The sequence below is a fragment of the Pseudomonas pseudonitroreducens genome (assembly GCF_021603645.1).
Lineage (GTDB): Bacteria > Pseudomonadota > Gammaproteobacteria > Pseudomonadales > Pseudomonadaceae > Pseudomonas > Pseudomonas pseudonitroreducens.
In genome coordinates, this window is record NZ_BQHJ01000005.1 from 1 (window position 1) to 17830 (window position 17830).

Here is a 17830-nt window from a genome sequence, read left to right on the forward strand (position 1 = left end):
GCAGCGGCCAGGATGCCGTCTGGGAGCTGCAGGCCAGCCACCAGGTCGTGCAGCAACTGGTCAGCTCCCGCGCCTACTACTCACGCGACGCCGGCGCCAACCTCGACGGCCAGGCCGACCTGACCCGTGGAGCCAGCACCACCTACGGCGAGGCCTACCACTACGCCGACGAGCCCTACCAGACCCTCGGCGATCCCCTGGCGCGCGGCGATGAGGAAGGCCATGCCGAAAGCGGCGTGTTCTACGCCCAGTTGGCCCACGAGCGCTACCTCAACGACCAGCTTCGCCTGAGTGGCGCCAGCAGCAGCGCCGCCCTGGCGCCCGGCCAGGTGCTCAAGGTCGAAGGTGGCGCACCGGCCGCCTTCAGCGAAGGCGCGCTGATCGTCCGCACCCATTGCACCGCCGCCCGCGACCGCAGCTTCGAAGTGCGCTTCGAAGCCATCCCCGACGGCACCATCGCCTTCCGCCCGCCAGTGCCGGCCAAACCACGCATCGCCGGCACCGTGCCCGCACGCGTCACCAGCCCGCAGCAGAACGACCCCTACAGCCACATCGATGGCGAAGGGCGCTACCGCGTCAACTTCCTCTTCGACCGCGACACCTGGCCCGCCGGCCGCGAAAGCATGTGGCTGCGCCTGGCGCGGCCCTACGCCGGCGACACCCACGGCCTGCACCTGCCACTGCTGGCCGGCACCGAAGTGGCCGTGGCCTTCGAGCAGGGCGACCCCGACCGGCCGTTCATCGCCCACGCCCTGCACACCAACCTCGAACCCGATCACGTCACCATCCACAACCACAAGCGCAACGTCCTGCGCACGCCGGCCAACAACAAGATTCGCCTGGACGACACCCGCGGCCAGGAACACATCAAGGTCAGCACCGAACACTCCGGCAAGAGCCAGCTCAACCTCGGCCATCTCGTAGATGCCAAACGCAAGAAGCGCGGCGAAGGTTTCGAGCTGCGCACCGATGGCTGGGGTGCAGTGCGCGCGGGCAAAGGCGTGTTTATCAGCGCCGATGTACAGCCCGGCGCCAAGGGCCAGGTACTGGCGATGCAGGAGGCTGTCGCACGCCTGGAGCAGGCCGGCGATGAGATGCAGAAGCTCTCCGCCGATGCCGAAACCGCCAAGGCCGACCCGGCGCAGGTACAGAAGCAGATCGACCTGCTCAAGCAGGACCTGGAGCAACTGAAGAGCTCCGTCCTCCTGCTCAGCGCCCCCAAGGGTATTGCCCTCACCAGTGGCAACCACCTGCAACTGGCTGCCCAGCGCAACCTGATACTCAACGCCGGCAACGAGGCGGACGTCAGCGTGGTCAAGCGCCTGTTCATCGGCGTGGGCGAGGGCATGAGCCTGTTCGTGCGCAAGCTCGGCCTGAAACTCATCGCCAACCAGGGCGCGGTGCAGCTCCAGGCGCAGAACGACCGCATGGAAATACTCGCCCGCCAGGGATTGGACATCGTCAGCACCGAGGATGAAATCCACATCACCGCCAGGAAGAAGATCGTCCTCAACGCCGCCGGCACCTACATCACGATGGACAACTGCGGCATCGAGTCCGGCACCCAGGGCGACTACCTGATCAAGTCCGCGCACTTTGATTTCCAGGGGCCGGCGAAGCAGGAAATGGCTGTTCCGGAGCTCCCACAGCTTGCTGAAAACGAGAACAGACACATGCAACTAACGCGCTATTCGGGGTGATGAGCCCTGCAAGCCAATAGCCCATCACCCCCAAGGAACGGATATCACCATGCTCAACTACCTTCGCGACCTTTATGAAGGCTTGATGGACGTTTATCGCAACCAGCGCGATGGCCCTCCACAACCTCGTCCAGTTCCGGTGCTCACGCCCACGCCTTCACCACTGGCCCCAGCACCACTGGAGAAAACCCCTGTTCCGGCGACAGCACTGGCAGCGGTGAAACGTTGGCGGCATCCCTTCGGCGATAAATCCAATCCTCTGCAGCAACTCACACAGCTCGCCAACGCTGTGGCCGGCTATTACCCCATAGGCGTGAACGGCATGTGGCATGGCGGTGTGCACTTCGACTCTGGCACCGCTGGCATTCTCAAGCAGGACCATGTTCGCTGTATCGCTGATGGTGAGGTGGTTGCCTACCGAATTCCTGGGAAGACGCCCAAAACTACCTACTTCCCGGCACCGGGCGTCACAGTGGCGGCGCCTTTCGCCTCGGCTTTCGTACTCGTCCGCCACCGCCTGGAGGCTCCTGCACTTGAAGGCAGTACCGATAAACCGCCGAGCTTGATCTTCTTCAGCCTCTACATGCACTTGCAGGATTGGGAAAGCTACAAATCCAACACAGAGATCAAACGACCGGCGTTCTGGCCGGAAGGGTTCACCCTAAGGGTTAAGGACACCGCCAACGATACAGCGCTGGGTGCGCCCAACCAGCGCGGCCTGAACCTGCTGCACCAGCCGAGTCGCCAAGGCAAAGCAATTGGCTTTCTGCCACGGGGCGCCACGCTGGCCGTCACCGGTCAAGGCGATTACCGCAAGCTCAAGGGCAGCAAAGGTCCACAAGGGTTGCAGAGCGACGATGGCAGCCTGCGCGGTTACATCGAGTTTTCACGCTTGCAACTCTCGGCTGGCGACGTTTATAGCGTGGCTGGTGCCAGTGCTGCGCTAGACGTTCTGGCAGAGGCCGACGCAAAGAGTGAAAAGCTCTTCAAACTGCCCAAGGGCAGCGAAGTCACCATCAGCGGCGAGGGGCGCTTCCGCAAACTGGAAAGTGTTGCCCAATACGTGCAGTACGCGTCGCTGGAACGTCTGCGCAAGCCGGCAGTACAGAACCGTGTGCTGGTGCTCGAAACGCCGGCACCCATCAAGGCCGGTGAGTTGATCGGCCACCTCGGCCCCTACCAGGAAAGTAATGAAACCTCGCCGCAGGAAAAGTTGCACCTGGAGGTCTTCACTGCCGACGACATGAAGTCCTTCCTTGCTGCCAGCCGCGCCTGGGCCGCGCGTATGCCCGCCAGCGAAAAGACCTGGCTGAAGATTGCCGGCTGCGTTCCGGTGGTGACGCATCAGGACAGGTTCAGCGCCACCAATCCCCCGACGCTATTTGAACCAGGTAGTGCCAGCACGGCCGACCTGCTGGTGCCAAAAAACCTACTCGATGATTTGCCGCCAGAGAGAAAAATCCAGCTTCCGGCGGTGGATGGCCGCAACGCCATCAACTGGTATCGCCTGGACAACCTGCTCAACGATCTCGACGGAAAGTTGCTGGAAGGCTGGGTGCGCGAGGAAGTCGGTGTCACCCCTTGGGTGAATCCCTGGTCCTGGGATGGCTACGACATCATCGTCAACGACGACCCGCCCGAAAACGGCCTGGCATATGTGATGGATGCCCTGGGGCTTTCCAAGGAAGAAGATCGCGAGCGCAACCGCCCACGGATCGATGCTTCCGACAAGGGGCCGGTCAAGACTCGCCTGTACGACATCATCGACAGGGATCGCAACGACAAGGGCAGTGATGAAGGAGGGCGCAACGGCAAGATCACCGCGACAGAAATGCGAGATGCCATACGTGTTCCAGCCTACGCGCAATCCATTGCCCAACTGATCATTCACTACGAAAGCGAATGGTATTACCAACAGAGCAAATGGGATGCCCTGGATAAGGTACTGGGCCATACCACTTCAGCGCCCATGTTGAATTGGGTTGCAGAGAAAGAGCGGATCAAGCAGTTGGGTTGGTGGGAAGAGGTAGCAACGGGGGGGATATTGCCGAAGGGAGCGAAGGTTTATCACTTGCATCCGATTAGTCTGGTCGGATGGCTGGGTTGTAAGCAGGGGAAAATTACAAGGCAGATGCTAAAGCTGGTCTTTGAAGGATTAAGGAATACCTCTGGCAAGGATGATCTTCTTCAAGGAATGGCTGATGAAATTAGTGAGAATGCAGAAGACTATAAGTTGGATACGCCGTTGCGGCTTAGCCACTTCTTTGCACAGGTAAGGGAAGAGGTGGGTGCTACTCTCGAAGTTGAAGAGCATAGCTTCATATTTAGTGTGAGTTATCTGAAGGAGAATTTTAGGTACTTTATAGATCATCCGGCGGAGGCAAGTGACTACGGATATACAACCGTAAAGACATCACTCCCTCTAAGCAAAAAGATTGAGTTGGCGAACAGGATGTATTGCAACAAGATTGGGAATGGGGATGTTTCCTCGGGGGATGGGTGGAAGTATAGAGGTCGGGGGCTTAAGCACTTGACTGGAAAGTCTAACTATCGAGGATTCTCAGATTTTCATAAGGAGTTCTGGGGTGAGGGTGTTGATTTTTCTGCAAGTCCAGATCTCGTTCATTTGAATCCAAAGTATGCACTGCGTTCCGGAGTTTATTTCTGGATGAAAAATGAGCTGTATAAAATTGCGGATAGGGGGGCGGCTCCGGAAAATGTTAATGAAGTCACCAAGATTGTTAATAGATCCACAACAAGCTACAAGGAGAGAAGAGACCATTTTAGAAGGATATTTATAGATGAAAAAATATTTCTTGATATTTAGTTTTGTATTGTTATTTTTGCCGTTTGTGAGTGTGCGGGCAGGTGTTGATTATATTGAAATCCCACATCCGGCCGTAGTTGCAGAGTTGTATGGAAAGAAATCGCTAGTGTTCTTTGTTAGGAATAGCTATGCGCGCGAAATTAACAGGATTGACACAAATGGATTTGTTCATGATGTTGAGATTTATAGTGTCCCGCAAAATGGTGGAGAGGTGCAGCGTGTTGGGGTTTCCCCTGAAGGAGATGTTATTTCCGTATTCTTCCTGACTGGGAGGGGGGGTAAGCTTATGTATGTGCTTACTTCTATGGATGGGGAATCTAGGGGTATTAAGGGGAGGATTTATAATGCTAATAGTTACTCTATGATTATTTCGGGTGGGCGCTTGGTCATACGTAGTTTGGCAGGAGATATTCAGTATGATGCTTTAGAGAATTGTTTTGATGGGGTTGATCTAGAGACGGGGGAGAAAAAGGAATGTCCATTTCATGATGCTAAGACTGCAAAGGAGTATATTAAGACGCTGGATTAAAATAGAGTTTTAATTGGGGTGTGCAGAAATACTGGGTTAGTGCTGAGCGTGGAGATGTTGGGATTCGGTGATTAGGAGTGGTTCCTCGGAGTCAACATATGGCAGGAATGTCGAGTCAAAGGCAATGGCTGCAATTTTGCGAGCCATTACAACGGATGAATTTTGTGAGCAACAGTTACTGGATTTCTCCAGACGGATGAGGCTGGTTGTCCTAGAGGCACCAGTTCCTGGCTATTCCTTTAGGGTTAAAGATTTATTTAAATCATCCTTGGGGAAGGCGACTGCACTGGATCACCATATAAATAGGCCTGGAAATATGGCGAACGATATAGCTAGTGCGTTAGATAGATTCTTCTTGTCTAACTCTGGGGTTTCTAAAGATATCTTAATATGGGGTGAGCAGCACGACAGGTATGAGAAAGAAATTCTTGATGATTATGGAGATGCTAGGCGGATGGCAAAAGTGAATGGTGTAAGCGTGGCTCCAGCTAGATATAGTCATCTAAAAGCACAGCTGTGAGGTGGGGCTGTTATGAATGGATTTATTGTGTTTTTTTTGTGTTTATCGTTTTCTGTTTTTGCAGTTGGTTCAGATACTGAAAATGTGTTGAAGGTGCAAGGTAAATAGGGCGATGTTGTGTATTCAAATAGAGACGGTGATGAGTGGAAGGAAGTGGCTATTCACCGGAAAAACGGGGTGGTGATTGACCTTTTTCAAGGTAAAAAAAATAAGGTTTTTAGTTTTGATGCTGGAAGTGAGGCTGATCTATCGAAGAGTAATTTATATTTTGTTCTGAATAGAATTGAACATGGTTATATTTCTGGAGTTGGTGAAGTGCAGCAAGACGTAGAGAGAGCGTACTGTGATTTTGTTGATATTAAGACTGGCTGTGTTTTAAGGGAGGAGACTGGAGCGTTCTGTGGTGGCTATTGGGGTGGTGTAGATGATAGTTGGAATATAGGAGTGGATTCAATAAAGATCGATAGAAGTTTCGTTTCAAAGATGAGCGGATCGAAATTAAAGAGCTATTTTACAGGCTTCTCTGATGCGGCTAATTTGAATAGATGCCTGCCGCTAGGAAGGCATTGATCGTGTTTGCCAGCTTCTCAGTAAGGACATCGCTAGCGAAGTTTTTTAAAGGCTGTTTTTTGATTTTTCTGTTTTTGGTATTGTCGTTTTTCCTAAAAGTCATGAGTTTCCCAGTTACATTGGCAGGGCAGAGCTCTGAGTTTTATAACTCCGCCGCGCAGAGTAATCTGTCTTTGACCATTAAGGTTGATGAGAGTAGATACTATCTTAGGGATGGTGATGGGTGGGCGCCAATTGAAGATGGAACTATGCCTGGAGGAAGCTCTGTCCCGGTTTTGTTTTTTAATGGGAGGGCGGGTGAGGAATATGTTTTTCTGAAACTGTAAGAGGGGCGCGCCGAAGGCTATTATTCTTTACACTTTATACATCTAATAGATGGAAAGATAAAAGCGTCCAAGGCTCCAGGTGTTTTTGGAGCGCCCATGTTGGACAGGGACGGATTTTTGGTAAGTACTACTCATGACGGTCCGTTCGCCAAAATAGAGAAGTACTCGATAGGTGAAGGGCTGCGAAAAGTTCAATCTATAATGCCGATAGACTCAGATTTGGAGAAGGTTTCTTCTTATGGCGATCAGGGGATGGTCACAACTCGAGTTGTATTTCTCGGGACCGATGTAGAAGCTTGTATGGTCGTTGTGGCTGAAAATGCTCACATTTCAAAGGGGCCCAGAGCCGATGGAAGGGTTAAACCCTACTTGATAAAAGGAGATATTGTGGTAGTTCTAGATGTTTCAGATGATAAACTTTGGATGAATACTCAGTATGGTGAGCAAGGGTTGATTAGAGGGTGGGTTCCAGCGAACACGGTAAGGGTCGGGGATATTCGAGCTTGCAAGGGTAAAAGTTAGTGGGAAAAGTGGTTTTATTTTTCCTGCTCTAAAACTATGTGTGCAATTCAGGATTAGAGTGCCTAAAATAAATCTTTCTCTTTTTCTCTCTTCAGAAATGGAGTCTCCCGATGGAACAAATAAATATCACTAAGTGGACAGGTAGGGCATTGCAGTCCATGGGCGTGTTGTTTGCCGTTGCATGGCCAGTGCTGTATTTGAATGGTAGAGCATTTCATGATGCTTACTTAAGTTACTTGCAGATGGATCCTTCCATGTTTCCTCAGGATGTGGCGGATACTTTGATTAATTCAGTAGCAGCATGGATGCATGTGTCCAGTGGTCTGATTTCGACGGTAGGCTTGAAGTTTGCTTTCGTTGTTCTTCTTGCGACGGCTTATGTGGCGGGGAGCGGCGTTCTGCTTTTTTTCTTGATAAATACAACGCAAGCCTTGATAGGCCTGCGCCGCAACCGTTTACCAAGCGAGCTAAGAAGCTTGCGATCATGTCCATGGCTGTTCCTGTTGGTGCGATGACTATATTGGGTTTTGCGTTGGGCGTGATGATGACATTGCATTTCCTTGTTTCGCCTTTTTACGCGGCCGGGAAGAAGGCGGCGGCTGATAGTGTGATATCGGGCTTCAGTCAGTCGCCTGTTGTAACGCTTGCCGAGCCTGGTAAGGCTGCCCGGAGTTACAGGTTGATAATGTGTTCTTCGCTGTTTTGTGCCCTGTATTCAGATGGGAATGTTATAGCGGTTCCGGTTTCGGCTATCACTTGGGTAGCCAGTGAACTACCGAAATAGCCATAGCCCATCATGCTCCATGAGGTTTGAATTGACCTCCTTTAGGCGTTGTCGTAACGACTTGGGATACAAAAGTGGCAGATTTATTTTTCCTGCTCTAAAGCTATATGTGGGGTCAGGATTAGAGTGCCTAAAATAAATCTTTCCCCTTTTGGGGGGCTTTTGGTGGTCGGAATGGTTAGATGCACCAAGGTTGTTTGTCGGGGAATAAGTTCGTCTCTCTTTTAACTTGTTGTTTTCCTGTTTCGTATACCTGTTTATTTTCGACAAAGGGAATATTTCAATGAAAGGCATCATCCGCATCGGCGACAAAACCACCAGCGGCGGCAGCGTGCTGACTGGCTCCCCCAATAGAAAATTCCACGGCATCGGCGTGGCCCGTGTGGGCGATCAGGTGAGTTGCCCGGCCCATGGCCCGACTGTGGTGAGCGAAGGGCACCCGACCTTCAGGGACAACGGAGTGCCCATTGCCTTCCAGGGCCATCGTTGCGCCTGCGGTTGTGCGTTGATCACGTCACTGCCCGAAGCAACCGCGAGCTGAGCATGGCGGTCCGTCTGGATAAGGTGCCGCCACCGGCGAAGCTGCCGGCGTCGCCCAGTGCGTGGGTCTGGCTTGGCCTGTTGTTGCTGGCCCTGCTGATTGGCATGGGCCTGACCCTGGCGTTGGGCGAGCAGTCGCTGGGGCAACAGCCTGTTTTATTCTGGGGCCGCGCGCTGGGGATTCCTCTGGTGGTCTGGAGCCTGCTGCTGTTCGGGCGATTCCTGCTGCATATCAGCCTGCTCAGTAGCGCCGAGGGCTGGAATGCGGCGCGCGAGGCCGACTGGCTGGCCAAGCTGCGCAAGGGGCGCCGTTCGCAGCAGGTGCTGGCGGTCAGTCTGCATACCGCCTTGCGTGACCAGGACGATGGGCAGGGCGATGCACAGTTCGAGGCCCTGAGCAGCGGCAAGGGCGAGCTGAAAACCCAACTGGTGCGCGGCAAGGGGGAACTCACGGCTCGACACTCCGCGATGTTGCCCGTCGTGAGCGATGCGGGAGAAGCGCTGGATGACGCGGCGATGCTGTTGCGTCTGTACCGCCAGGTGTTGGGTGATATAGCCCTGGCATTACGGGCTTTTCCGGCCGAGCAGCCGTTGACGCTGGTGCTGGAAACCGACAGCAGCATTCCCTCGGCCCTGCAGCAGGATGCCTGGCAGCGGGCCTGGGCGGAGTCGGGCATCCGCCAGCCGGTGACGCGCCTGGAGTGCCAGGGGCTGGACGCCGTGGACCATTGCCTGGATGAGCGCATCGCCGATCCGGCCTTGTTGCTGGTGGTGGCACTGTGTGTCGCACCGGAGTTGTTGGAAGGCTCCGCAGAAGTGGCGGTGGCCCTCTTGCTGGGCAACCGCCTGACCCAGAAGACCGCGCGCGCGGTGGCGTATCTGCACCGCCCGGAGCAGGAGCACGGTATCACTGGCGAAACCTTGCGCTATGCCGCCCACCAGGCGCTGGACTGGGTGCCGCTGCAAGCCGAGGCGCTCGAGCGCGCGTGGATGGTGGGGATACCTGCCAAGCGCCAGGGCGATGTCAACACGGTGGCGCTGGAACTGCTCAAGCCGGAACCGGCCCTGTGTGACCTGGGCGCCTGCCTGGGCCACCCCGGTTGCGCGGCACCATGGCTGGCCATCGCCGCCGCGTTGGAAGCGGTGCGCCGCGATGGCCAGCCGCAAATCATCTTCAGCGGCAACACCGTTGCCGATTCTGCGTTGTGGAGTTCTGTGGTGACGGCTGCGCCGTCGCCGTAATAGGGAAGTACTCATGCGTTCTGCTCGTTTGCTGGTTCTGCTCGCTTCTCTGGTCGTGATCATCGCGGGAGTCCTTGCGTTGTTGTTCTGGCGGCATCCGGAGTTGCTCGGCGTCCATGCCGGCAGCGAGGAACAGTCCTCGGGGCTGTTCTGGACGGTGATGCTGGGCTCGGCGCTTGTGCTGATGCTGGGGCTCTATCGATTCCTGGGCAGTAAATCCGGTCAGTTCGATTACCGGGCGAGCAGTGCCGATGACATGGAGCCGGCCGCGCAGGTGGTGGTCGATCCGCTCCAGGCCGCTGCCGACAATGATCTGATTGCCATCCGCAACCATCTGCCCGCCGCCCACGGCTTTGCCTGGCGCAGCAAGGTTCGCCTGCTGCTGGTGGTCGGCGAGCAGGACGAGGTCGATGCCATCGCGCCTGGGCTCTCCACGGCCCGCTGGCTGGAAGGCGAGGGTGTACTGCTGCTGTATGGCGGCAGCATGCGTGGTTTGTGGCGAACCGGAGTGGTAGGGGTGCTGAAAGAGTTGCGCCCTGGACACCCGCTGGATGGTGTGGTCTGGGCCTTGAGCGAGGGGCAGAGCGCCAGTGCGCAGGCGTTGAGTGACGGCGTACGACAATTGCACGACCTGGCGCGGAGCCTGCGCTGGCAGGCGCCCTTGTACCTTTGGCAAGTGCGCGGGAGCGATTGGCAACAGTACGAGCGCACGCTGCCGGCGATTGGTTGCCTGCTTGCGCCCAACGCCTCGGCGGGGTGGGTCGAGGAGTCCCTGCGCACGCTGCTGGCGCCACTGCGCAAGCAAGGATTGGCGCGGATGAATTCGGCATGCAGTCAGGATTTCCAGTTGCGCCTGTCCCGCGACCTGGGCAAGGCGGGGATCGCCCACTGGGGCAGGATATTGGCACCGTTGTTGCCGCGTTTCGCCCGTGGCGTGCCGTTGCGCGGGTTGCTGTTCAGCCTGGCGCAACAGCCTGCTGGCGAAGGGACTACCCAGAACATCTGGTGGCCTGTGCCCGCCTGGAGCGCCATCCTTGAGGATCGCCAGACGCGCGGGCGTCGTTTCGGTTGGACCTGGCTGCGTGGCGTACAGGTGGCGGCACTGGGTTTGGCAGGCCTGTGCGCGGTGGCTTTGCTGCTGTCCTTCGCCAGCAACCGCAGCCAAGTCGCCTCGGCGGAAGCGGCGCTGGCGACGCTGAACACATCCACGGAACTCGACGCGCAATTGACGGCGCTCGATCAACTGGCCCGCCTCATGACCCGCCTGGAACAGCGCCAGGAGAGCGGCGTGCCCTGGTACCAGCGCTTTGGCCTGAGCCAGAACGACGCGTTGCTGGTAGCGCTGTGGCCGCGCTTCACCCAGGCCAATAACCGGCTCATGCGTGATGAAGCGGCGCGCAGCCTGGAGCAACGCCTGAGCGCGCTGGCGAACCTGCCACCGGACAGCCCGGAGCTGAACGCGGGGGCGGCCAGCGCCCGCGATCAGCTCAAGGCCTACCTGATGCTGGCGCAGCCGGAGAAGGCCGATGCGGAATTCCTGGCCAGGCAGCTGGAGGCGGCCACTGTCGCCCGCTCCGCTGTGCAGCCGGCACGCTGGCAGGATTTGGCCCCGGGCCTGTGGGCCTTCTATGCGCGGCACCTGTCGGGGCATCCGCAGTGGCGGATCGCCCCCGGCGCCCAGGTGATCGCGCAGGCGCGCCAGACGCTGCTGGGCCAACTCGATCAACCCGCGGTGGAGCAGGCGCTGTACCAACGTTTGCTCGACGAGGCGGGCAATCAGTTCGTCGACCTGAGGCTGGCTGGTCTGACTGGTGAGAGCGATGCCACGAGGTTGTTCGCCACGTCCACCCGCGTACCGGGCGCGCTGACCCGGCAGGCGTGGGACGGTTACCTGCGCGAGGCTATCGGCCGGATCGCCGAAGCGCGCCATGAAGAACTCGACTGGGTGCTCAGTGACCCGCAGCATCCACTCGCCCCTGACGTGCAACCGGAAGCGCTCAAGGCGCGGCTGACGTCGCGCTACTTCAGCGACTACAGCCAGGCCTGGCTGGGCTTTCTCAACAGCATTCGCTGGCGCAAGGCAGGCAGCCAGGCCGAGGCTATCGAGCAATTGAGCCTGCTGGCCGACACACGGCGCTCGCCGCTGCTGGCACTGATGCAGGCGCTGGCCTATCAGGGGCGTGCCGCGGAGGAGGGAGAGCGCGGTTCGCGCAAGGACAGCGACCCTGTCGCGGGGGCTCCGGCAGCGCTGTCAGCAATGGAGCCGGTGTTCGGCCCCCTGCTGACGCTGCAGGGGAAGAGGGCAGCCGCAGGCAATGGTCAGGTCAGTCTGCCGGCTTATCTCGCGCACGTCACCCAGGCCCGCACCCGCTTGCAGCAGGTCGAGAACGCGGCCGATCCACGGGCGATGGCCCAGGCCCTGGCGCAGGCCACTTTCCAGGGGCTCACCCTCGACACCCGTGACTATGGCCAGGTGGTTGCGCAAAGCCTTGGCAAACCGTTGGCGGCCTTTGCCCAGAACCTCTTCGTGCTGCCCCTGGACCAGGCCTGGTCGGGGGTGATGCAGTCCTCGGCAAATGACCTGAATCGCCGCTGGCAACAGGCAATTGTGGCTGACTGGCAGCGTGCTTTTGCCGGCCGCTACCCCTTTGTCGCCGCAGGGGCGGATGCCCCGCTGCCGTTGTTGGGACAGATGATTCGCTCGGGCGGGAGTATCGACCGGTTCATCGCCGAGGAACTGGGTGGGGTATTGCGCAAGCAGGGCAAGCGCTGGGTGCCGGTGGCGGGCGACAGTCAGGGAGTGCGGGTCAGCCCGGCCTTCCTGGGGGCGATCAATCGACTGGGGGAACTGGCTGATACGCTGTATTCCGATGGTGCCATGCGCCTGGATTTCCAACTCAAGGCCAAGCCGGTGCGTGATCTGGTGGAGACGCAGTTGATCATCGACGGTGAGCGACTGGAGTACTTCAACCAGATGGAAAGCTGGCGGGCCTTCACCTGGCCGAGCCCGAATGATCACCCGGGGGTGTCCCTGACCTGGAGCAGCATCAGGGCAGGTGCTCGCTTGTATGGCGACTATCCAGGCGGCTGGGCATTGATCCGCCTGCTGGAGCAGGCCAGGGTCACGCCGCTGGCGGGTGACAGTTCGATGTATCAGGTTGTGCTGGCCGCGCCGGATGGCATTCCGCTGACCTGGGAGATGCGGACTCAACGCGGTGCCGGGCCGTTGGCCTTGCTGAAACTGCGGGATTTCAAGCTGCCGCAGGACGTGTTCCAGGTGGCCGTACAAACGGCCGTTCGCTGACGTGTTTGCATGAAAAAGCCCCGCCTGGGCGGGGCTTTTTGTTTCCGGCCATGATCAGCGATTGGCCGGCTTATGGATCACCCGCAATGCCTGGGTGGTCTGGTTGACGCATTCCTGGTAGTCGCCGGCCTTTTTCGCTGCCTCGGCCTTGGCGATGTATTCGTGGACCACGTTCACCTTCACGCCGGTGGCGTCCTTGCTGGCGGTCTTGAGGAAGTCATTGAGCTGCTGCAGGTTGCCGTCGCACAGCGCGCTGTCGGCGAATGCCGGGACGGAAAACACCATGGCCAGGAGCAGGGCGTACTTTTTCATGCAGGTTCTCCTTGCATTTCGAATGCCGAGTCGAAGAAATTCGAAACTACGTTAGCTTGCTAACAATCGACAAGCGTTTGCCCCGCGAATTCATTTCATTTCTGACCCGGGTCAGGAAAACCCCGATCCACGCGTCGCCGGTCAGATCGCACTGAACTTGTGTTCCAGGCCCTGGCTGCGGAAGTGCTCGATGGTGTAGTCGACGAACACTCGCGTCTTGGCTGGCAGCAGTTTCTGCGCGGTGTAATAGAGCGCGGTGTTGCCGGCGTCTACGTACCAGTCCGGCAGTACGCGCACCAGACGGCCGCTGTCCAGGTAGGGCACGGCGTGCGGCATGCTCACCAGGGTGACGCCCAGGCCCATCAAGGCGGCGACGCAGGCAGCTTCCGGGTCGCTGAAGGTCATGCGTTCCTTCAGCGCGATGGGTGCCTGGGCCTGCTGGCGATTGGTCAGTGGCCAGGGCCGCACGCGGCCGGTCTGCGGGGAGCGGATACGGATGCCGTCGTGGCTGGGCAGGTCCGACGGATAGCGGATTGCCGGGCGGCCCTCCAGGTAGGCTGGCGCGGCCAGCAATACCAGGTGCGCCGGGCTCAGCTTGCGCGCCACCACACCGGGCGGCAGTTCGAAGCCGCCGCCGATGGCCGCGTCGAAGCCTTCGGCGATGAGGTCGACCTGGCGGTTGTCGAAGTGCCAGTCCGGGCGGATCGCCGGGTAGCGCCCGAGGAAGTCCCCCAGCAGCGGCAGGATGTAGTCGCGGCCAAACACCAGCCCCATGCTCACCTTCAGCATGCCGCTGGGCTGGCCGTCGGTACTGGCCAGGTTGGCGATGGCGCTCTGCAGGCTGGCCAGGCCGCCGCTGGCCTCGTCGAGAAATCGTTCGCCGGATTCAGTCAGGGCCAGGCTGCGGGTACTACGCTGGAACAGCCGCACGCCCAGGTTGTTCTCCAGCCGCGCCACGTTCTTGCTTACCGCCGCTGGCGTGAGCCCCAGGCGTCGCGCGGCGGCGGCGAAGCTGCCGGCCTCGGCGCTGCGGACGAAGCATTCGATACTGATCAGGCTTTCCATGGGGAATATTCCGGACGTTTGGTATCGACTGAATATAGCGATTACTGGCTACCGGGTCAGGAGTGGGAGCGCGAAACTGGCCCCGTCGAACTGACTCCCCCACATTCCTGGAGACATGAAATGACTACCACGCAAACCACTCAATCTCTCGCCGGCAAAGTCGCTTTCGTACAGGGCGGTTCCCGCGGCATCGGCGCCGCCATCGTGCAGCGCCTGGCCCGCGAAGGCGCCGCCGTGGCCTTCACCTACGTCAGCTCGGCGCAGAAGGCCGAGGACCTCGCGGCCAGCATCGAAGCCGCCGGTGGCCGTGCCCTGGCACTGAAAGCCGACAGCGGCGATGCGGCGTCCGTGCGGAGCGCCATCGACACCGCGGCCCAGCGCCTGGGTGGCATCGATATCCTGGTGAACAACGCCGGGGTGCTGGCCATCGCGCCGGTGGAGGAGTTCAGCCTGGAAGACCTCGATCGCACCCTGGCGGTAAACGTGCGCAGTGTCTTCGTCGCCACCCAGGCCGCCGCGCGGCACATGGGGCAGGGCGGGCGCATCATCACCATCGGCAGCACCAACGCCGACCGCATGCCCTTCGGCGGCGGTGCGGTCTACGCCATGAGCAAGTCGGCCATCGTCGGCCTGACCAAGGGCCTGGCCCGTGACCTCGGCCCGCGCGGCATCACCGTGAACAACGTGCAGCCCGGCCCGGTGGACACCGACATGAACCCCGCCGACAGCGACTTTGCGGCGTCGCTGATGGACCTGATGGCGGTCGGGCGTTACGGCCGTGCGGAAGAAATCGCCGCCTTCGTCGCCTACCTGGCGGGCCCGGAAGCCGGCTATATCACCGGAGCCAGCCTGACCATCGACGGCGGCTTCGGGGCTTGATTGGCGGCGCGTCGGCATAACTGTGTGGAAAAATGCCCCGGGCTGCTCATTTGCCCTCCGCGCCCGTGGCATTTTTCGCCTTGTTCTGCTCTGGCTCGCGCAATCAGGCTCTGTCTCTGCTCTGGATGTTCCAGTGTTCGGAGGTGTTGGCGAGCTTCGCCGAGAGCATCTCCACCTGTTCGTAGAGGCGCAGGGTGAGCCAGTAGAAGCCCTGCTTCTCGAAGGAATCGGTCAGGTTGTGCGGCCGCGCCGGCAGGTTGTCCAGGCCCTGGCAGGCCTGCACCAGCTTGCTGGTGCGGCTGAATTTCAGGGCATGGGCCGATTGCAGCAGCAGGCGGCCAATGATCTGCCGGTGCGCGTCGAGGCTGGCCGGCACCGGTTCTATTTCCCCGGCCTGGGCGGCGAACTGCCGCGAGGCGATCAGCGATTCCAGGGTGCCCATGATTGCGCGGTGGATGCGCTGGAGGATTTCCAGCTCGCGCAGCGGCATGCCGGTCTCCCGCGACACCGGCCCCAGGTGCGCGCGTGAGGCCACCAGGCGATGGTCCAGCTCTTCCAGCTGGCGGGCGAAATGCTCGGCGGTGAAGTCGTGGTTGGACGATAGCTGCCCGTACATCCGTGCGCAGGCCCGCAGGTTGTCCGAGAGCAGGTAGCGCCAGACGTAGACCGCGCGCAGCGGGTAGATCTGCGAGAACAGCAGCGCGACAGCGACGCCGATCAGTACGTTGGCCGAGCGCCACAGGCCTTCGGTGAAACCGGTCTCGCCGGGGCCGGCGACGATGCACAGGGTGATCCCCGCCAGCAGCGCCACGTAGCCGGGTCGGCGGATCGCATAGAACGCCGAGGCCGCACCCAGCACCGACATGACCAGGTAGGTAAGGGTGAGCGAACGCGTCTGGTCGTAGATCGCGATCACCCCCAGCCCCAGCGCGGCGCCCACCAGGGTGCCCAGCACCCGCTCGTAGGACTTGCCGCGAATCGTCCCCTGGTGCACCAGCCCGCCCATCACCACCAGTACCGTCACCGAGGCCCAGAGGCCGTGGGGCAACTTCAGCGCGCTGGTCAGCAGCATCGAGGCGAGCAGGGCGAGGCCGACGCGCACGCAGTGGATCCAGGCGGCGTAGCGATAGCGGGTGTAGGGATTGGCCAGGCGACGGAAAGGCAGGGTGAGGATCGAGGGTTGCTTCGCCAAGGGAAGCGGCTCCTGTGCGGGCAGTGGTGCTGCAGCAAGGTTAGCCGCTCTGGGCCGGAAGGGGCGGCCCTGGGTCAATCCCGGGGTAATTGCTCGCCGACGAAGTAGTAATCGCGCTCGCCCACGCGGAAGTGCTGCAGCACGCTCAGCGGCGCCTCTGGCACGGTTGTGCTTTCCAGCAGGGCGATAGGGCCGTTCGGCTGGCGGAGGAAAGCCGCCAGCTCTTCGCGGGTCTGCAGTGCCGGTAGCAGGCTGCGGCTATAGAACACACTGGCGCCGGCGAGTCGTTCGCTGGGCTGGAACAGCGCCACCTGGCGCCCGGCCATCTGCTGCTGGCGAATCGCTTCGGTCAGCGGCAGGAAGGATTCCTGCTGGTCGGCGCGGGGTTCGAAGCAGATTGCGTAGCCCAGATAGCAGGCGGGTATCAGTAACGCCAGGCAGACTGCCGCGCCACGTATCCGCTGCGAGGCGCGGGCATGCCAGCGCGGCAGGAAGACGTAGGCATATTCGGCAGCGATCACCGCTGCCGCCGGGGCCAGTGCCATCAGGTAGACCATGCGCTTGCTGGAGGCGAGGCTGAGCAGGGCGAACTGCGCCGCCAGCCACAGGCAGAAGAACAGCAGGTAGCGGTCCCGCAGCAGGCGCTTGCGCAAATGCCAGAGCCCCAGGTAGAGGAGGAAATTCCACGGCAGGAATGCCTGTGGCAGGCGCGCCAGGTAGTAATAAAAGGGTTCGAAATGCCCGGCTTCGCTGAACGTGCCGCTGAAGCGCCCGACGCTGTTGGTCCAGAGGATTTCCTGCAGGGCCGCTGTGCCGCCCGCCTGATACAGGAACAGCAACCAGACCAGCAGCGGCAGCAGGCCCGGCAGTGTCCATAGCAGTGGTCGCAGCCAGGCGGAGATTTCCAACCGGCGTTGCGTCAGGCTGTCCCACAGCAGGCAGGCGAAGATCACCACGCCGGGCAGGGCCAGGCCCAGCACGCCCTTGCTCAGGGTGGCGATGGCAATCCCCACGGTGAACGCCAGCCAGTGCGCGGTGGGCCCCGGTGGCTTGAGCCAGGCTTGCAGGAATGACAGCAGTGCCAGCGTCACGCCGAAAGCGAGCAGGGCATCTTCGCCGACCTGGCGGGCATTGGCCCAGAAGCTCGCCAGGGTCATCAGCATGAGCGAGGCGAGCAGCGCCAGCGTGGCGGGCCGGCCGATGCGCCGGAGCACGCGATAAAGCAGCAGCACGCAGAACAGCCCGGCGAATGCCGAGGCCAGCCGCACGGCCAGGGTGGTGGGCCCGAACAGACGAATGGCCGCGACGTCCAGCCATAGGCTCAGCGGCGGCTTCTCCAGGAACGGCTGGCCGTTCAGGCGCGGCGTCACCCAGTCCTGGTCGAGGTGCATTTCCATCGCGATGCCCGCCACCCTGGGCTCGGTGGAGCCCTGCAACTGGTGATTGCCCAGTGCGCAGAAGAACAGCAGGCTGCCCAGCACGAGCAGAACGACGAAGTAGCGGCGCTGGGGCATGGTG

The 17830-nt window shown here is 59.9% G+C and carries 15 protein-coding genes; 11 read left to right on the forward strand and 4 right to left on the reverse strand.

Annotated elements, in window-relative coordinates; genetic code table 11:
* The 10 genes from L6D89_RS13180 to L6D89_RS13225 form a co-directional block, all read left to right on the forward strand.
* Positions 1-1700 (forward strand): DUF2345 domain-containing protein (locus L6D89_RS13180; RefSeq protein ID WP_236200009.1); only part of this gene is annotated, 1700 nt, incomplete at its 5' end.
* 49 nt (positions 1701-1749) lie between these two features.
* Positions 1750-4527, forward strand: coding sequence for a glycoside hydrolase family 19 protein (locus L6D89_RS13185; protein WP_236200010.1), 2778 nt, complete (start codon positions 1750-1752; stop codon positions 4525-4527).
* The gene (locus tag L6D89_RS13190; protein WP_236200011.1) at positions 4502-5056 is read left to right on the forward strand and encodes a hypothetical protein; all 555 of its coding nucleotides are present in this window, start codon (positions 4502-4504) and stop codon (positions 5054-5056) included. Before L6D89_RS13185 ends, L6D89_RS13190 begins: the two co-directional genes overlap by 26 nt.
* A gap of 124 nt (positions 5057-5180) precedes the next feature.
* Entirely contained in the window at positions 5181-5576 is a 396-nt protein-coding gene (locus L6D89_RS13195; protein WP_236200012.1) for a hypothetical protein, read from the forward strand.
* 177 nt (positions 5577-5753) lie between these two features.
* Positions 5754-6146: a hypothetical protein gene (locus L6D89_RS13200; protein WP_236200013.1), complete on the forward strand. Its 393-nt coding sequence runs from the start codon at positions 5754-5756 to the stop codon at positions 6144-6146.
* A 422-nt stretch (positions 6147-6568) separates the two neighbouring features.
* Positions 6569-6994, forward strand: a complete 426-nt coding sequence (locus tag L6D89_RS13205; protein ID WP_236200014.1) for an SH3 domain-containing protein — start codon at positions 6569-6571, stop codon at positions 6992-6994.
* Between the two features lie 110 nt (positions 6995-7104).
* The gene (locus L6D89_RS13210; protein WP_236200015.1) at positions 7105-7509 is read left to right on the forward strand and encodes a hypothetical protein; all 405 of its coding nucleotides are present in this window, start codon (positions 7105-7107) and stop codon (positions 7507-7509) included.
* Between the two features lie 552 nt (positions 7510-8061).
* A complete protein-coding gene (locus L6D89_RS13215) occupies positions 8062-8319 on the forward strand; it encodes a PAAR domain-containing protein (protein WP_236200016.1) in 258 nt (85 codons plus the stop codon).
* Positions 8320-8321: 2 nt separating this feature from the next.
* Positions 8322-9560: a hypothetical protein gene (locus L6D89_RS13220; protein WP_236200017.1), complete on the forward strand. Its 1239-nt coding sequence runs from the start codon at positions 8322-8324 to the stop codon at positions 9558-9560.
* A gap of 13 nt (positions 9561-9573) precedes the next feature.
* Positions 9574-12864 carry an ImcF-related family protein gene (locus tag L6D89_RS13225; protein WP_236200018.1) on the forward strand — a complete coding sequence of 1097 codons (3291 nt, stop codon included), beginning with the start codon at positions 9574-9576 and terminating at the stop codon, positions 12862-12864.
* Positions 12865-12918: 54 nt separating this feature from the next.
* Here the strand turns inward: L6D89_RS13225 and L6D89_RS13230 are convergent, their stop codons facing one another.
* Together L6D89_RS13230 and L6D89_RS13235 are read right to left on the reverse strand one after the other, a co-directional pair.
* Positions 12919-13176, reverse strand: a complete 258-nt coding sequence (locus L6D89_RS13230; RefSeq protein ID WP_236200019.1) for a hypothetical protein — start codon at positions 13174-13176, stop codon at positions 12919-12921.
* Positions 13177-13317: 141 nt separating this feature from the next.
* Positions 13318-14241 (reverse strand): LysR family transcriptional regulator, encoded by a 924-nt coding sequence (locus tag L6D89_RS13235; RefSeq protein WP_236175909.1) that lies wholly within the window; start codon positions 14239-14241, stop codon positions 13318-13320.
* 120 nt (positions 14242-14361) lie between these two features.
* On the opposite strand from L6D89_RS13235, the gene L6D89_RS13240 reads away from it, so the two are divergent.
* Complete coding sequence (locus tag L6D89_RS13240) at positions 14362-15120, forward strand: 3-oxoacyl-ACP reductase family protein (RefSeq protein WP_236200020.1); 759 nt, start codon at positions 14362-14364, stop codon at positions 15118-15120.
* Positions 15121-15223: 103 nt separating this feature from the next.
* On the opposite strand, the gene L6D89_RS13245 is transcribed toward L6D89_RS13240, so the two are convergent.
* Entirely contained in the window at positions 15224-16312 is a 1089-nt protein-coding gene (locus L6D89_RS13245; protein ID WP_236200021.1) for an FUSC family protein, read from the reverse strand.
* Between the two features lie 74 nt (positions 16313-16386).
* Positions 16387-17826 (reverse strand): ArnT family glycosyltransferase, encoded by a 1440-nt coding sequence (locus L6D89_RS13250; protein WP_236200022.1) that lies wholly within the window; start codon positions 17824-17826, stop codon positions 16387-16389.
* Positions 17827-17830 lie beyond the last annotated feature (4 nt).

Bases quoted from the DNA above. Each gene is read 5' to 3' on its own strand.
- L6D89_RS13185 (WP_236200010.1), top strand. From the start codon at position 1,750: ATGCTCAACTACCTTCGCGACCTTTATGAAGGCTTGATGGACGTTTAT.
- L6D89_RS13190 (WP_236200011.1), top strand. From the start codon at position 4,502: ATGAAAAAATATTTCTTGATATTTAGTTTTGTATTGTTATTTTTGCCG.
- L6D89_RS13195 (WP_236200012.1), top strand. From the start codon at position 5,181: ATGGCTGCAATTTTGCGAGCCATTACAACGGATGAATTTTGTGAGCAA.
- L6D89_RS13205 (WP_236200014.1), top strand. From the start codon at position 6,569: ATGTTGGACAGGGACGGATTTTTGGTAAGTACTACTCATGACGGTCCG.
- L6D89_RS13210 (WP_236200015.1), top strand. From the start codon at position 7,105: ATGGAACAAATAAATATCACTAAGTGGACAGGTAGGGCATTGCAGTCC.
- L6D89_RS13215 (WP_236200016.1), top strand. From the start codon at position 8,062: ATGAAAGGCATCATCCGCATCGGCGACAAAACCACCAGCGGCGGCAGC.
- L6D89_RS13220 (WP_236200017.1), top strand. From the start codon at position 8,322: ATGGCGGTCCGTCTGGATAAGGTGCCGCCACCGGCGAAGCTGCCGGCG.
- L6D89_RS13225 (WP_236200018.1), top strand. From the start codon at position 9,574: ATGCGTTCTGCTCGTTTGCTGGTTCTGCTCGCTTCTCTGGTCGTGATC.
- L6D89_RS13230 (WP_236200019.1), bottom strand. From the start codon at position 13,176: ATGAAAAAGTACGCCCTGCTCCTGGCCATGGTGTTTTCCGTCCCGGCA.
- L6D89_RS13235 (WP_236175909.1), bottom strand. From the start codon at position 14,241: ATGGAAAGCCTGATCAGTATCGAATGCTTCGTCCGCAGCGCCGAGGCC.
- L6D89_RS13240 (WP_236200020.1), top strand. From the start codon at position 14,362: ATGACTACCACGCAAACCACTCAATCTCTCGCCGGCAAAGTCGCTTTC.
- L6D89_RS13250 (WP_236200022.1), bottom strand. From the start codon at position 17,826: ATGCCCCAGCGCCGCTACTTCGTCGTTCTGCTCGTGCTGGGCAGCCTG.